Source organism: Streptomyces ficellus, from assembly GCF_030406405.1.
Taxonomy (GTDB): Bacteria; Actinomycetota; Actinomycetes; order Streptomycetales; family Streptomycetaceae; genus Streptomyces; species Streptomyces ficellus_B.
Genome location: NZ_JAUEPL010000003.1, coordinates 224,682 through 239,763 on the forward strand (window position 1 = coordinate 224,682; position 15,082 = coordinate 239,763).

The 15,082-nt window shown below is 72.1% G+C and carries 12 protein-coding genes; 5 read left to right on the forward strand and 7 right to left on the reverse strand.

Annotated features, from left to right (window positions below; translation table 11 throughout):
- Positions 1–15: 15 nt before the first annotated feature.
- Positions 16–1,035 carry a glycosyltransferase family 2 protein gene (locus QWM81_RS03750; protein WP_290110010.1) on the forward strand — a complete coding sequence of 340 codons (1,020 nt, stop codon included), beginning with the start codon at positions 16–18 and terminating at the stop codon, positions 1,033–1,035.
- Positions 1,036–1,044: 9 nt separating this feature from the next.
- Here QWM81_RS03750 and QWM81_RS03755 read toward each other — a convergent pair whose 3' ends face one another.
- The 4 genes from QWM81_RS03755 to QWM81_RS03770 form a co-directional block, all read right to left on the reverse strand.
- Complete coding sequence (locus QWM81_RS03755; RefSeq protein WP_290110011.1) at positions 1,045–2,751, reverse strand: LCP family protein; 1,707 nt, start codon at positions 2,749–2,751, stop codon at positions 1,045–1,047.
- Between the two features lie 28 nt (positions 2,752–2,779).
- On the reverse strand, positions 2,780–4,543 hold the full coding sequence (locus QWM81_RS03760; RefSeq protein ID WP_290110012.1) for an LCP family protein: 1,764 nt from the start codon (positions 4,541–4,543) through the stop codon (positions 2,780–2,782).
- Between the two features lie 237 nt (positions 4,544–4,780).
- On the reverse strand, positions 4,781–6,214 hold the full coding sequence (locus QWM81_RS03765) for an LCP family protein (protein WP_290110013.1): 1,434 nt from the start codon (positions 6,212–6,214) through the stop codon (positions 4,781–4,783).
- Between the two features lie 129 nt (positions 6,215–6,343).
- Positions 6,344–7,096, reverse strand: a complete 753-nt coding sequence (locus QWM81_RS03770) for a TIGR03089 family protein (RefSeq protein WP_290110015.1) — start codon at positions 7,094–7,096, stop codon at positions 6,344–6,346.
- A gap of 127 nt (positions 7,097–7,223) precedes the next feature.
- Between QWM81_RS03770 and QWM81_RS03775 the strand changes: the two genes are divergently transcribed.
- The 3 genes from QWM81_RS03775 (at position 7,224) to QWM81_RS03785 (ending at position 11,065) form a co-directional block, all read left to right on the forward strand.
- Entirely contained in the window at positions 7,224–8,837 is a 1,614-nt protein-coding gene (locus tag QWM81_RS03775; RefSeq protein WP_290110017.1) for an N-acetylmuramoyl-L-alanine amidase, read from the forward strand.
- 105 nt (positions 8,838–8,942) lie between these two features.
- Positions 8,943–10,025 carry a mannose-1-phosphate guanylyltransferase gene (gene manB / locus QWM81_RS03780; protein ID WP_290110018.1) on the forward strand — a complete coding sequence of 361 codons (1,083 nt, stop codon included), beginning with the start codon at positions 8,943–8,945 and terminating at the stop codon, positions 10,023–10,025.
- Between the two features lie 50 nt (positions 10,026–10,075).
- Positions 10,076–11,065, forward strand: a complete 990-nt coding sequence (locus QWM81_RS03785) for a DNA-3-methyladenine glycosylase family protein (protein WP_290110019.1) — start codon at positions 10,076–10,078, stop codon at positions 11,063–11,065.
- A 210-nt stretch (positions 11,066–11,275) separates the two neighbouring features.
- On the opposite strand, the gene QWM81_RS03790 is transcribed toward QWM81_RS03785, so the two are convergent.
- From QWM81_RS03790 to QWM81_RS03800, 3 genes are read right to left on the reverse strand one after another with little or no spacing between them, the layout of a single operon-like run.
- Positions 11,276–12,580 carry a coenzyme F420-0:L-glutamate ligase gene (locus QWM81_RS03790; RefSeq protein WP_290110020.1) on the reverse strand — a complete coding sequence of 435 codons (1,305 nt, stop codon included), beginning with the start codon at positions 12,578–12,580 and terminating at the stop codon, positions 11,276–11,278.
- Complete coding sequence (gene cofD / locus QWM81_RS03795) at positions 12,577–13,533, reverse strand: 2-phospho-L-lactate transferase (RefSeq protein ID WP_290110021.1); 957 nt, start codon at positions 13,531–13,533, stop codon at positions 12,577–12,579. Before cofD ends, QWM81_RS03790 begins: the two co-directional genes overlap by 4 nt.
- A 13-nt stretch (positions 13,534–13,546) precedes the next feature.
- On the reverse strand, positions 13,547–14,050 hold the full coding sequence (locus QWM81_RS03800; RefSeq protein WP_290110022.1) for a cysteine dioxygenase: 504 nt from the start codon (positions 14,048–14,050) through the stop codon (positions 13,547–13,549).
- 701 nt (positions 14,051–14,751) lie between these two features.
- Here QWM81_RS03800 and QWM81_RS03805 point away from each other — a divergent pair.
- On the forward strand, positions 14,752–15,015 hold the full coding sequence (locus tag QWM81_RS03805; protein ID WP_105871487.1) for a WhiB family transcriptional regulator: 264 nt from the start codon (positions 14,752–14,754) through the stop codon (positions 15,013–15,015).
- Positions 15,016–15,082: the final 67 nt, after the last annotated feature.

Below are 15,082 nucleotides of genomic sequence, written 5' to 3' on the forward strand. Positions count from 1 at the left end.
GTAACGTGGCAGGCCATGAACGCCACGCCCCTGCCCCCGGTCTCCGTGATCATGCCGGTCCTCAACGAGGAGCGGCATCTGCGTGCCTCCGTCCGTCACATCCTCGAGCAGGAGTACGACGGCGAGATGGAGGTGGTGATCGCGCTCGGCCCGTCCACGGACCGTACCGACGAGATCGCCGCCGAGCTGGTCGCCGAGGACCCCCGGGTGCACACCGTGCCGAACCCCACCGGGCGGACCCCCGCGGCCCTGAACGCCGCGATCAAGGCGTCACGCCACCCGATCGTGGTGCGGGTCGACGGGCACGGCATGCTGTCGCCGAACTACATCGCGACGGCCGTCCGCCTGCTGGAGGAGACCGGCGCGCAGAACGTCGGCGGCATCATGCACGCCGAGGGCGAGAACGACTGGGAGCACGCGGTCGCCGCCGCGATGACCTCGAAGATCGGTGTCGGCAACGCGGCCTTCCACACGGGCGGCGAGGCGGGCCCGGCCGAGACGGTCTACCTGGGGGTGTTCCGGCGCGAGGCCCTCGAACAGCAGGGCGGCTACAACGAGGAGTTCATCCGCGCCCAGGACTGGGAGCTGAACTTCCGCATCCGCGAGGCCGGCGGCCTGATCTGGTTCTCGCCCGAGCTGAGGGTCCAGTACCGCCCCCGGCCCTCGGTGCGCGCGCTGGCGAAGCAGTACAAGGACTACGGCCGCTGGCGCCATGTCGTCGCCCGCTACCACCAGGGCTCCATCAACCTCCGCTACCTCGCCCCGCCGACCGCCCTCTGCGCCATCGCGGCGGGCATCGTGGTGGGCGCGACCCTCACCCCGCTCGGCTTCGTGATCCCGGCCGGCTACCTGGCGGCCATCGTCGCCGGCTCCGTCCCGGCCGGCCGCGGCCTCCCCCTGAAGGCCCGCCTCCAGATCCCGGTGGCGCTGGCGACGATGCACATGTCGTGGGGGTACGGGTTCCTGACCAGCCCCCGCTCGCTGGCCAGGAAGGTCATCGCCAGCCGCCGCCCGGCGGTGCGGACGGCGGCGTAGCGCCGCCGTTCACCAGGTGAAGTCGGGGTCCACCGGCATGCACTCCTTGGTGTTGTCCGCCGTGAGCGCGCCAGCCGAGGCCGGTGCCTTGCCGGTGGTCCTCGCCGCCTTCGGATAGGCGTCGCCCTCGCGCCAGTCGGCGCCCACGACGAGCGTGATGCCCTCGACCGCGCTCGACTTCGTCACCGAACCGATCGGTATCCCCAGGGCCTTGGCGACCGCCTGCGCGTCGCCCTCCAGATCCGCGCTCGGGAACTGCACGACCGTCCTGGCCTGGCGCGGCGTGACGACGTCGGCACTGGCCAGGGTGTAGCCCTTCGCGGCCAGCAGCCCGGCGACCTCGGTCGCACGCCCCTTCGCCGCCCCCAACTGGTCGGTGGAGGTGCCGTTCCGCACGGTCACCGCGGTCTCGGCGGCAGGGGCGACGGGGTCCTTGCTGACGGCCGGGGCGGTGCGCCGGGACGCCTTGCCGTCCAGCGGGATGTCCTGGCGGATCATCTCGAAGAGCTGCTCGGCCTCACCGGGCTTGGGCTCCACCTTTCCGGGGGAGCGGGTCGAGTAGAAATTGGGCATCGTCGTCATGGTGATGCGTGCGGTCGGGACGCTCTTGAGCTCCTCGGCCAGGTTGTACAGCTTCGAGATGGTGTTGAGCTCCGGGTCCACGGTGAGCGCCCCGATGGCCGCCTCCGCCAGCTTGCGCAGCTTGTTGGGGTCGGTGAGCTTGGTGCTCGCCCGCAGCTCGCGCACCATCGAGTTCATGTACATGTGCTGGGCGCGGGTGCGGGCCAGGTCGGTGCCGCCCTCGAACCCGTACCGCGTGCGCAGCCACTGCAGCGCCTGCTCGCCCTTGACGGGGTGCGTGCCGGCGGGCAGCTTCAGGCCGGAGCCCTGGCCCTGGGCGTTGCGGGAGTGGATGTTCTTCGTGACGCACACGGGTACGCCGCCGATCGCGTCGGCCATCGCCACCACACCCGCGAAGTCGACCATCATGAAGTGGTCGATACGGATGCCGGTCAGCTCGTACCAGGTGGCCACCGTGCACCCCGGACCGCCGCGGCTCAGCGACTCGTTGGTCGAGGCCCACTGCCGCTCCGGGTAGACCTTGCCGGCCGCCTTGTCCTCGCACTCGGGGATCCTCAGCATGGTGTCGCGCGGCATGCTCACCACGGAGATGTTGCTGCGGTCGGCGGAGATGTGCACCAGCATCTGTACGTCGGCGAGCGGGGGGCCGTCGAAGGTCTCCCTGGCCCCGCCCAGCTTCTGGTTCTCCTTGGAGTTCCGCGCGTCGGAGCCGATCAGCAGGATGTTCAGCGGTGTCTGGCCCGCGGCGTTCGCCCTGTGCTCGGCCATCTTGTTCTTGCCGAGGTAGAGGTCGTCCTTCTTGATCTTGCTGTTGAGGTGCTCGTAGTACAGGTAACCGGCGCCCGCCGTGGCGAGTATCAGCAGGGACAGGACCGAGGCGCTCCAGCGGAGCACCCGCCGTTTGCCCGCCTTGCCGCTCCTGGCGCCCTTGCCGACGCGGCGACGACCCCCGCCGCCATCGCCGCCATCGCGGCCGCCAGGCCGGCGGGCCGTGCCACCGGCCGGGCCCGCCGCGGCGGAGGCGGCCGCCGCGGCCGTACCGGGACCGGACGACGGGTCGTCGTCCCGGCCCGCCGCTCGGGCGTGCGGAACGCGTTCCCGCGTCCCCTCCCCACGCACGCTGCTGTGTCCCACCCGGGTCCCCCTGTCGATCAGGCGTGCGTCACTGCGCGCACACCTGTTTGTCGGCCTCTACCTTCTGCACACCCTCCGGCGCCTTCGCCGGACCGGTGATGGGCACGCCCGCGCCCTTGAAGTCCCCGCCGAGGGTGAGCGTCATCGGCTCCATCTCCCCGGCGTCCTCGGTGCCCTGCTTCAGCGCCGTGGCGGGCAGGCCCATCAGGTCCGCCAGCTTGCGTGCCTGGTCGGCCTGGTTCGGGGCGAACTCCAGCGTCGTCCTGTCGATGTCCTGCGGGGCGTTGCTCTTGTTCGCGGACTTGAGGACGCCCTGCTCGTTCTGCAGCCAGGTGATGGTCGCCTGCGCGCCGCCCGTCCTGCCGCTGCCGTTGTAGACGTCCACGCGCACGTCGGACGCCGCCGCGCGCGGGCCCTTGAGCAGTGCCGCCTGGGCGTTCTTGGCGTCCTTCTCCTTCTGCTTGACCTCGGTGAGCGAGACGTCGTTCTGCATCATCGAGAAGAGCGGGTTCGCCTTGGCCTCGTCGACGACGACCGTCGCCTTGACCGTCTCGGCCGGGTTGTCGATCACGGGGAGGGTGGTGAAGGTGATGTTCTTGGGGTTCACCTTGGACAGCTCCGTACCGAGGTCCTGAAGCTTCTTGATGCTCCCTATCCCCGTGTCGACGGTGAGCGCCTCGGTGGCCGCCTCCGCCAGGTCCACCAGCTTGGAGGGGCTGGTGAGAGTCTCACTCGACTTCATCTTGCGGATCATCGAGCTCAGGAACTGCTGCTGCGTCTTGATGCGGTCGAGGTCGCTCTCGTTGCCGAAGGCGTGCCGGGTGCGTACGAAGGCGAGGGCGTCCTCGCCCGCCAGGACGTGCGTGCCCTTGGTGAGCCGCAGTTTCGAGCGCTTGTCGTCGACGTCCTTGGCCACGCACACCTCGACACCGCCGATCGCGGTCGTCAGCGTCTTCACCGCGTTGAAGTCGGCCATCATGAAGTGGTCGACGGTCAGCCCGGTGATCTCCTTGACCGTACGCATCGTGCAGCCCGGGTCGCGGCCGGACTGGCCGAGGCTGGTGTTGAACCGGACGTTCTGCTGGCCCGGGATCACCTTCGTACCGTCGGCCGTCTTGGTCTCGCAGTCCGGGATGTCGGTCATCAGGTCGCGCGGGATGGACATCGCGGTGGCGTTCGTCCGGTCCTTGGAGACGTGGAAGAGGATCGTGGTGTCGGCGTGGCCGGCGCTGTTCTTGTCGCCGTACCCCTCGTTGCCGTCGCCGGTCCGCTTGTCCGTACCGATGACCAGGATGTTGATGGCCTGGTCCTTCTTGAAGCCGCCGCTCCCGGCGCCCGCGATGTCGACCGTGCTGATGTTGGAGTTGAGGTGCTCGTAATAGGCGTACGCGGAGGCGGCGAGGACGACCAGGACACCGGCGGTCGCACCGCCGGTCCACATCAACGCCTTTTTCTTGGCGGACTTCTGCGGCTTGCGCTTGCGGCGGCCGGCCGCGGGGGGCGCCCCGCGCCCGCCCGGGGCGTCCGCGGCCCCGGGTGCGCGGCGCCTGCGCTGGCCGGGCACTCCGGCCGCTGTGCCGCCGGTTGTGGCGCCGCGGGTCCGGGAAGCCGGGGAGGTCGTGCGCGAAGCGCCGGCGCCACGGCGACCGGTGGGGCGGGACGGCTGTGCCGAAGGCGCCGACTGCCCAGCGGAATGGTCCAGTCGCAATTCGTAATTGCCAGTCTGCGGGTTGAGTACCCACTGGTCGGCGGGGTCGATGTCGTCCGCCCGTCCACGGCTGTGCGCGTCCACGGTTGCTTGGGTCCTCCGTCGGTGCCACGCGAGGCGCCTCCCCCGACAGGCGCTCGGTTCCACAATCCCTGAGTGCTGCGACCTCACGGTCGGGAGCACCCGGATCGCGTCACACTATCCGCCCAGTTCAACGTCGGGCGACGTCCGTGACAAATTGCACGCCTCTTACAAGCGGGCAATCCGCCCAATCCACTTAGACCGACGCCCAGTCTTTGGGTATCGCTTTACTCCGCGCCGTCAGCGGCAGGTGCCGACGGCCGCATTCGTGCCCGCGAACGTCGGCGCCGCGGAAGGGCTCGCGTCCCCCCGCTGCCCGCTCGGCGCGCCCGGCTCCTCGCCGCCGGATTCGGGCTGCCCGTCCCCGGGGACGACGACCACCGGTTCGTCGTCCCGCAGCCGCTTGAACAAGCTGTTCGCACTGGGTTGTACGAGTTCGTCCCGGTTCGGGTTTCCGCTGTAGGGGCGCCGCGGCACGGTCAGGAACTGCACCTTCTCGGTCGGTACGCTCCGCATGGCCCGCGACAGGTCGTAGAGGTCCTTCAGGGAGTCCAGACCCGGGTCGGTGGTGAGGGACTTGGTCGCCGCGTCGAGCACCGGGTAGAGGCGGGCCGGGTTGAGCAGCACGCCGTTGCTGTGCACCTTGTTGACCAGCGCGGCGAGGAACTGCTGCTGGCGTTCCATGCGTTCGGTGTCGCTGCCGTCGCCGAGGGACTTGCGGGCCCGTACGTAACCCAGTGCCTGCTCCCCGTTGAGCGTCCGGGCGCCGGCCTTGAGGTTCAGCTTCGCGTCGGGGTCGTGGATGGGCTTGCTGACGCACACCCGTACGCCGCCGACCGCGTTCACCATGTCCTTGAAGCCCCGGAAGTCGATCACCACGTGGTGGTCGACGCGGATGCCGGTCAGCTTCTCCACCGTACGGATCGTGCAGGCCGTCCCGCCGAGCTCGAACGCTGAGTTGAACTGGGCGAACTGCGCGGCGGTGCGGGTGCCGTCGCGCTTGCGGCAGCTCGGGACGCGCACCATGAGGTCCCGCGGCACGGACACCGCCGTCACGCCGCGCCCGTGGGCGGCCAGGTGCAGCAGGATCGTCGTGTCGGAGCGCTGGGTGCCCTTGTCCCGGCCGTACTGGGCGTTGCCGCTGCCGGCGCGGGTGTCGGAGCCGATGAGCAGGATGTTGCGCGCGCCGCGCACCAGGGAGGCGGGGCGTTCCTTCGCGTACCGCTCCAGCTCCGTGGCGGCCGAGGTGTCGGTGGTGATGTTGCCGTCGAGCTTCTGGTACAGCCACCAGCCGGTGCCGGCGGCCCCGAGCACGACGACGGCACCCGCGAACGCGGCGGCACGCAACCAGCGCGGGCGGAAGCGGCGCAGGTCCTGCCGGGTGGGCCGGGGGGCCGGTGTCCTGGTGCTGCTGACGCGCCTGGACTCCTTCGTCGCGGTGCGCGCGCGTTTCCTGCCGCTCCTGCCGTTCTTGGCGGTCCTGCTGCTCTTGATGCCCTTGCTGCTCTGGGTGCTCTTGACGCGCTTGCCGCGTTTGCCGCCGCTCGGCGTACGGGCGTTGCCCGGTGCCGGAGGCCCGGACTGCTCCGACGCGGCGTCACCGGCTGGGCTGCCCGGCCCGGACGCCCCCGATGGGGGGTCCGGCTCCGGGGGCGTACCAGCGCTGTCCGTCACGTGTTCCGTCCGTCCGTCATGCCTGCGAGGCGTCGGCTGTCCGTCTCCGATCATCCATCGGAGACGGCGCCACGACCCGGGCAACTCGGCGCACCGTGCGCCGGACGGGTGCACTTCACTCGCGCCGGGTCACACCAGGGTCGTGGTGACGCGCTCGCTCTCGATCCGCTTCTCCAGGGCCTGCGGTGACAGCCGGTCCAGGTTGCGGCACAGGACGACGGACGCGCCGGCCGCCAGCGGTGCGTACAGCCCCGCCGACAGGCCCTCCCAGGTGTCGTACGGCAGCGCCGACAGCAGCCGCGCGCCCCCGGCGAGGCCCAGCCGCTCCGCGTCCGCGCGCGCCCGGTCGACGATGTGCGCGCCGGTCAGCTCGCTACCGCCCACCGCGAGCGCCGGGGCGGCGGGGTCCACCGGGGCGTACGGGGCGAAGCGGTCGCCCTGCGTCGGGACCTCGACCGCGTAGTCGGCGTACCCGGCCGGCGGCGTGGGGAAGCGGCGTCCCAGGGGTGCCAGGGACAGTGCGAGCCGCTCGCCGGGGCAGGCGAGGCCGTCATCGAGCCGGCCGGGCCCGGCGACGACGTGGTCGGCGGCGGCGGGGTCGCCGTCGAGGTCGGCGACGACGCCCACCGAGGAGCAGGCGATCAGCCAGACCGCGGTCTGCCAGTGCGCGGGCAGCAGCAGCGCGAGCCGGTCGCCGGGCTCGGCGGACAGGCCGTCCTGGAGGAGGTTGGCTGTCTTGGCCACCCAATTGGCGAAGGTGGCCACCGACAATTCGACGCGCTCTGCGGTGGCGTCGTCGTAGTAGGTGACCAAGGGACGGGCCGGATCCGCGGCGAGCGCGGATCGCAGCAGGTCGGCGGGGGTGCGGTCGCTGGCGTTCACGCGCGCAAGGGTACGCGCGCGGGCGGGGCGGACGCCGCCGTACCGGTGACGGGGTCCACCGGTCGGACCGATGGGGCGTCAGTTTTCCTGACGCGCGCGGGCGGTCGCGGTTGCCGAGTATCGCCTCATGCGTGCCTACCTTGCTTCCTCGATCGGCGTCGCGTGCACCGCCGCCCTTGTGCTCCCGCTCACCCTCCCCACCGCCTCCGCGGCCGCCCAAGCCCCGGCACCCGCCCCGCGCCCCGACCGGGCCGCTGCCGCCGGCTCCGCCGCGCCCGACAGGTCCGCCGCGCCCGACAGGTCCGCCGCGCCCGACAGGTCCGCCGCGCCCGACAGGTCCGCCGCGCCCGACAGGTCCGCCGCCCCCGCCGGGGAGGCGGCCGTGTCCGGCTCCACGCAGTCCCTGCCGCTCGTGCCGCTGCGAGCCGAGCGGGTGGCGGGTGTGCCGCAGCAGGGGCTGGCCCGGCGCGACGTGCGGCCGTTCTCGCTGGTCGGCGTCGTCTGGGACGACCCCGACGCGGAGCTGCACGGCTCGGTCGAGGTCCGCACCCGTGCCGTCGGCGGCCACACCTGGTCCGGCTGGCAGGCCGTCGAGACCCACAACCACGCACACGCCGCCGACCCCGGCACTCCCGAACGCGACTCGGGCACCGTCCGCGGCTCCACCGCCCCGCTGTGGGTCGGCGCCTCGGACGGCGTCGAAGTACGCGTACGGGCCGAGGCGCCCCGTTCCGGCTCCACCGCCCCCCCGCTGCCCCGGGGCATGCGCATCGAACTCGTCGACCCCGGCGACGAGCCCAGCAGTGAGGACCCCGCCCAGGGCCCCGAGGTGCCCGAGGACGCCACGCAGAGCGACACCACGCAGAGCGACACGGCGCAGAGCGACACCACGCAGAGCGACACGGCGCAGGGCGACACCACGCACAGCGACACGACGCAGAGCGCCGAAGCCGACACCACCGGCCAGGTCCCCGCCCCGGCCCCGGCGCTGACCCCGGAGGAATCCGCCGCCTCGGCCGTCAACGCCGAACTCGTGCCGCTCGGCGCCACCGAGATCCCCGAACTGTCCAAGGAGGAGACCGAGGCCGCGCTCGCCGACGAGTCGGAGGAGCAGGCCGGTGAGTTCGTGAAGCCGTACGTCGGCCCCCGCCCGCGCATCATCACCCGCAAGGGCTGGCGCGCGGACGAGAAGCTGCGCGAACGCGACTTCGTCTACACCAAGTCCGTCCAGGCCGCGTTCGTCCACCACAGCGCCACCGGCAACAACTACACCTGCAAGCAGGCCCCCTCCGTCCTGCGCAGTATTTACCGCTACCACGTCAAGAGCAGCGGCTGGCGCGACATCGGCTACAACTTCGCCATCGACAAGTGCGGAAACATCTACGAAGGGCGTGCGGGAGGCGTGGCCAAGCCGGTGCTGGGCGCGCACACGCTGGGCTTCAACAGCAACAGCATGGGCATCGCCGTCCTCGGCACGTACAGTCAATCGACCCCGCGCTCCGCCGCGGTGACCGCGGTGGCGAAGCTGACGGCGTGGAAGCTCGGGCTGTACGGAAAGGATCCGCGGGCCAAGACCACGCTGACGTCCGGCGGCGGAAACCGGTACAAGAAGGGCACGAAGGTCAAGCTCAACGTCATCTCCGGGCACAGGGACGGCTTTTTGACCGACTGCCCGGGAGCCAAGCTCTACGGCAAGCTGGGCACGGCCCGGAAGGCGGCGGCGAAGTACCAGGGCCGGTGACGACCGGGGAGGCTGTACCGAACGGTCTGCATACACTGTCCGGTCGTATCGGTCATATGACCGAGGCGGCCATCGACCGGACCCAGCAGGAAGCAGAGACGACAGGTGACAGAAGCGATCCTCCTGGTCGGTGGCAAGGGCACCCGGCTGCGTCCGATGACGGTCCACACGCCCAAGCCGATGGTTCCGGCGGCGGGTGTCCCGTTCCTCACGCACCAACTGGCCCGCGCGCGGGCGGCCGGCGTGGAGCACATCGTGCTGGCCACCTCGTACCTCGCCGAGGTGTTCGAGCCGTACTTCGGCGACGGCTCGTCGCTCGGCCTGCACATCGAGTACGTCACCGAACGCGAACCGCTCGGCACGGGCGGAGCCATCCGCAACGTCGCCTCGCGCCTGCGCTCCGGCCCGGACGAACCGGTCCTGATCTTCAACGGGGACATCCTCACCGGCCTGGACATCCCGGCGCTGGTCGACACCCACGAGACGTCCGGCGCGGACGTTTCGCTCCATTTGACCCGCGTCGAGGACCCGCGCGCCTTCGGCCTGGTGCCCACCGACCCGACCGGGCGCGTCACCGCCTTCCTGGAGAAGCCGCAGACGCCCGAGGAGATCGTCACCGACCAGATCAACGCGGGCGCGTACGTCTTCCGCCGGTCGGTCATCGACACCATCCCCACCGGCCGCCCCGTCTCGGTCGAACGCGAGACGTTCCCCGAGCTGCTGGCGACCGGCGCCCACCTCCAGGGCATGGTCGACTCGACGTACTGGCTGGACCTGGGCACCCCGCAGGCGTTCGTACGCGGCTCCGCCGACCTCGTGCTCGGCCGCGCCCCGTCCCCGGCGGTGCCGGGCCGCCGGGGCGACCGGCTGGTCCTGGCGGGCGCCACGGTGGCCGAGGACGCCAAGCTCACCGGCGGCACGGTCATCGGCACCGGGGCGACCGTCGCGGAGGGCGCCCGGATCGACGGCAGCGTGGTGCTGGACGGCGCGCTCGTGGAGGCCGGCGCGGTGGTCACCGACTCGCTGATCGGCGCGGGCGCGCGGGTGGGCGCGCGGACGGTGCTGCACGGCGCGGTGATCGGCGACGGCGCGCGCGTGGGCGCGGACAACGAACTGCGCGACGGCGTACGGGTGTGGTGCGGGGCGCGGCTGCCGGACGGTGCGGTGCGGTTCTCGTCGGACCAGTGACCCGGCTGGGTCTACCCTCGTAGGGACCCCGACCCTGAGGACCGCACCCCGTGGCAGGCCGTTACGCCCCGCGCCCGACCCGCACGACGACCGTGCACGGCGCCGTACCCGTGCAGGGTTCGCCGGCCCGCGCGCGGTCCCGGACCCGGAGCTGGGCCCCGCCCTGGCCGCTGGACCTGGGGCTCGCCCTCGGCCCGCTGCGGCGCGGCCACGGCGACCCCACCTTCCGTACGGCCCCGGACGGCTCCCTCTGGCGCGCGTGCCGCACCCCGGCGGGCCCCGGCACGCTGCGGCTCGCGGCGCGCGGCGGGGCCGTCGAGGCGGAGGCGTGGGGCGCGGGCGCCGAGTGGCTGCTGGAGCAGGTCCCGTCCCTCCTGGGCGCCGATGACGACCCCTCCGCCTTCACCCCCCGCCACCGCCTCCTCGCCGTCACGGAGCGCCGCCGCCCCGGTCTGCGGCTCACGCGCACCGGGCTGGTGATGGAGTCGCTGATCCCCTCGATCCTGGAGCAGAAGGTCACCACGGGCGAGGCGTACCGGGCGTGGCGGCTGCTCGTACGCGGATACGGCGAGCCCGCCCCTGGCCCGGACAACCGCCTGTACGTCATGCCGGAGCCGCGCACCTGGGCGCTGATCCCGTCCTGGGAATGGCACCGCGCGGGCGTGGACTCCAAGCGCTCCTCGACGATCCTGCGCGCCGTGCGGGCGGCCCGCCGCCTGGAGGAGGCCGCCACGATGGAACCCGAGCAGGCCCGGCAGCGCCTGGAGCTGATCCCGGGCATAGGCCCCTGGACGTCCGCCGAAACGGTCCAGCGCAGCAACGGCGCCCCGGACGCGGTCACGGTCGGCGACTACCACCTGCCCGGCATCGTCGGCCACGCGCTGGCCGGCCGCCGGGAGGCCGACGACGAGGAGATGCTGGAGCTCCTGGAGCCGTACGCGGGCCAACGCCACCGCGCCGCCCGCCTGATCCTCCTCAGCGGCCACACCCCGCCCCGCCGCGCCCCCCGCTTCACCCCCGGCAACATCGCCGCGCTCTGACGGGCCCCCTTCGCGCTCGCCGCGCTCTGACCGGACGCCGTGCTCCCCGTGCTCGCCGTGCTCCCCGTGCTCCCCGTGTTCGCCGTGTTGGCTGTGCCCGCCGCGTTTGCCGTGCCCGCGCTCGCCGTGCCCGCCCGCCCGGCCGGCCCCCGCCCGCCCGGCCGGGGTGCCGTTGGGGCCGCTCGCAACGCCGCCCCCAGCCACCCCGGCTCACCGCACCTCGACGAACCCCTCCGCCTCCCGCGCCGGGCGCGGTACCGGCGGCGCAGCCGCGTGGCCCACCGCGACCGCACCCATCGGGTCCCAGTCGTCCGGCAGGTCCAGTACGTCCCGTACGACGTCCCGGCAGAACATCGTCGACGACACCCACGCCGCCCCCAGCCGCTCGCCGGCCAGCGCTACCAGGAAGTTCTGCACCCCCGCGCCCGCCGCGACCACGAACATCTCCCGCTCCGCCGCCGCGCGCCGCTCGTCGCCGTACGGGTGCGAGCCCTCCATCACCAGGCACGGCACCACCAGGTAAGGCGCCCGCCGCAGGACGTCGCCGCGCCGGACGCGGCGCGCGATGGCCTCCTCGCCGAGGCCGTCGCGCCGCAGGTCCGCGATCCACGCGTCGCGCATCGCGTCCAGCAGCCGTATCCGCGATTCCGCCGACTCCAGCAGCACGAAGCGCCACGGCGTGGTGTGGTGGGGCGCGGGCGCCGTCAGCGCCGCGGCGACCGCCCGCCGCACCGCGCCCGGGTCCACGGGGTCGGCCGTGAACTCCCGCACCGTGCGCCGTTGCGTGACCGCCTCGCGTACCGCCTCCGACGTACCGAGCCGGAACATGTCGTCGGCCGCGTTGCGCACCAGCGCCCGGGCCCCCGCCGAGTCGTCGGGGACCACCAGGTGCGCCAGCCCCCGCACCACCGCGACCGGCAGCCCGGCCGCCTTGCCCTTCACCAGGTCACCGGCCGCGGCGAGCTCGTCGGCACTGGCGACCACGGTGGCGACCAGCGGGTTGCCGTACGTGTCGGTGCCGCCGCGCAGGTCGTCCAGCACGCGTACGCCCGCCGCGCCGATCGCCACATCGGTGAGCCCGCTGCGCCACGGCCGCCCGGAGGTGTCCGTGACCACGACGCCGACGTCCACACCGAGCGCGTCCCGCAGCCCCGCGCGTATCGCACGTGCGGACGCGTCCGGGTCCTCCGGCAGCAACAGCACGGTCCCGGCAGGGGTGTTGGACGCGTCGACGCCCGCCGCGGCCATCACCAGCCCCTGCCGGTTCTCGACGATGCGAAGGGCACCGCGCCGCGCCACCACCCGTACCGTCTCGGCATCGATGGCGGCCTCCCGGTCGTCCGCCGCGACGATCCGCCCCTCCGCCTTGCTGACGATCTTCGACGTGACGAGCAGGATGTCACCGTCGGCCAGCCCCGGCTCGGTGGCGGCGATCAGCTTGGCGAGGTCGTCACCCGGACGCACCTCCGGCAGCCCGGGCAGCGCCCACACCCGGTAGGAGGCGGAGGGCGTCATCCACGCACCTCCTCGGCGAGCGCCAGCGCTTCCCGGGCCATCGCCGCCGTGGCGTCCACGTCCGTCATCATCAGCGGCACCGCCTGGCAGCGGATGCCGGCCGCCTCGACCTCGCCGACCGTGCCGGCGTCCACCGTGTCGACGAGCCAGCCGTCCAGCAGCCCGGAGCCGTAGTGCTGGGCGACCGCCGCGGCCGTGGACTCGACGCCCACCGCGGCGAGCACCTTGTCGGCCATGCCGCGCACCGGGGCGTTCCCGACGATGGGGGACAGGCCCACGACCGGCACGCCGGCATCGGCGATCGCCTCGCGGATCCCGGGCACCGCGAGGATCGTCCCGATGCTCACGACCGGGTTGGACGGCGGGAAGAGCACCACGTCCGCCTCACCGATCGCCTCCAGCACGCCCGGCGCCGGCTTGGCCTGCTCCGCGCCGACCGGCACGACGGCGTGCGCGTCCACGGAGGCCCGCAGCCGCACCCAGTACTCCTGGAAGTGAACGGCCCTGCGCTCGCCCTCGACCTCGATGGCGACGTGCGTCTCCACGCGGTCGTCGGACATCGGCAGCAGCCGTACGCCCGGCTTCCAGCGGGCGCACAGCGCCTCGGTGACGGCGCTCAGCGGGTAGCCGGCGGCCAGCATCTGCGTACGCACGATGTGCGTGGCGAAGTCGCGGTCACCGAGCCCGAACCAGTCCGGCCCCACCCCGTACGCCGCCAGTTCGCTCTTGACCTGGAAGGTCTCGTCCGCGCGCCCCCAGCCCTGCTCCTCGTTGATGCCACCGCCCAGGGTGTACATCACCGTGTCGAGGTCGGGGCAGACCTTCAGCCCGAACAGATGGATGTCATCACCGGTGTTGCCGATGACCGTGATGTCCGCGTCCGGCGCGGCCTGCTTGAGGCCGCGCAGGAAACGGGCACCGCCGATGCCGCCGGCCAGAACCACAATGCGCATGTACGGCAGTGTGTCAGGCGGCTACGACATCCTGGGCCTCCGGGGCCGAGCACCTGTCGCCGTGCATCGGCATGTCGGTCAGGCCCGGGTAGTAGACGTGCAGGCTCACGGCCGGTTCGAGGGCGTCGTTGACGACGTCGTGCGCGTACCCCGGCGCGAAGACGCGCTGGGCGCCCGAGGCGAGTACCCGCGTGCCCTTTTCCGTACGTTCCGTCAGCTCCCCTTCGAGCACGGTCAGTACGCCGGACGAGTCGCCGTGGTCGTGCAGCCCGGTGCCCTGGCCGGGGACCCAGGACAGCAGCCACACCTCGTAGCCGGGGCCGGTGCGCAGCCGGTGGTACCAGCGGGTGGTGGCGTCGTACTCGACGAGGTGCGCCCACTGGGAGCGGTCGGCGGCGATCGAGCGGGCGAGCCCGGCGAACTCGGCCACGGTGGACGGGTGCTCCTTGGCGGGCTGGAGCAGGTGCTGTACGGCGAGGATGTCGCCGGCGATCTGGAGGTCGCTGTCGCTGTTCATGGGTGCGGTGGTTCCTCGGAAGAAACAGGTGCGGGGGCAGGCGCAGGGCCGACGGACCGAGCGGTCATGCGGTCATGCGGTCATGCAGGGCAACGCGGGAGACGCGGAAAGGAGACGCTGGAGCGCTACGGCATCAACAGCTGGAACAGCGACAGCGACAACAAGGGCGACAGTGCGCCTGGACAGCGCTGCGGAACCCACGGAGGTGGGCTGCGGAGGGCGCTGTGGTCGCTGGCATGTCATCAAAGGTGACCGGCTCGATTCCTTCTGTCAACCCAATGACCGATTTGGCGGCAATGTTTCACCTCATCCGGTTACTCCGTCCGGAGAAAGGTTTGTGCAGGCCGAGGTCGGGACACATGCGGCAGCAACCACCCGCGCAAACGTCGTCGCGTTCTCGTGACCTGACTGTGATCCGGGTCGCTTCGCCGGCTCGATCGCAACACGGTCGAAGTCGTGGACGTCCTCCCTGGAGAGAGCGCTGAAAGGGAGGGTGCGGGCGGGGCGGCGGCATGTGTCTCATTTTTGCTGATTTGAACACTTTCCGCATAGCCTTGGTTCCGCAGAGTGAATACCGGGCCCAATAGCAGATCCCGGCTTGACTGGCCCGCAGCACCGCACTTGTAATTTCACTCGTGTCGTTAGGCCGAAATCGACAAACGGCCACATCACGGGGACGCAAAGACCGACGAGGGGCGCACATGACCGAGTTGTTCGAGGAACTGCTGGTCGAGGACGCGGATGAGGAACTCGGCTGGCAGGAGCGCGCGTTGTGCGCCCAGACGGATCCGGAATCCTTCTTCCCCGAGAAGGGCGGATCCACTCGCGAGGCCAAGAAGGTATGCCTCGCGTGCGAAGTCCGTTCGGAATGCCTTGAGTACGCGCTCGCCAACGACGAAAGATTCGGAATCTGGGGCGGCCTGTCGGAGCGCGAGCGCCGCCGCCTGAAGAAAGCCGCCGTCTGACGCCCGCCCGCCGGGCGCCCGTCTGACGCCTGCCCGCCGGCGCCCGTCCGGCATACGGTCCACCCGG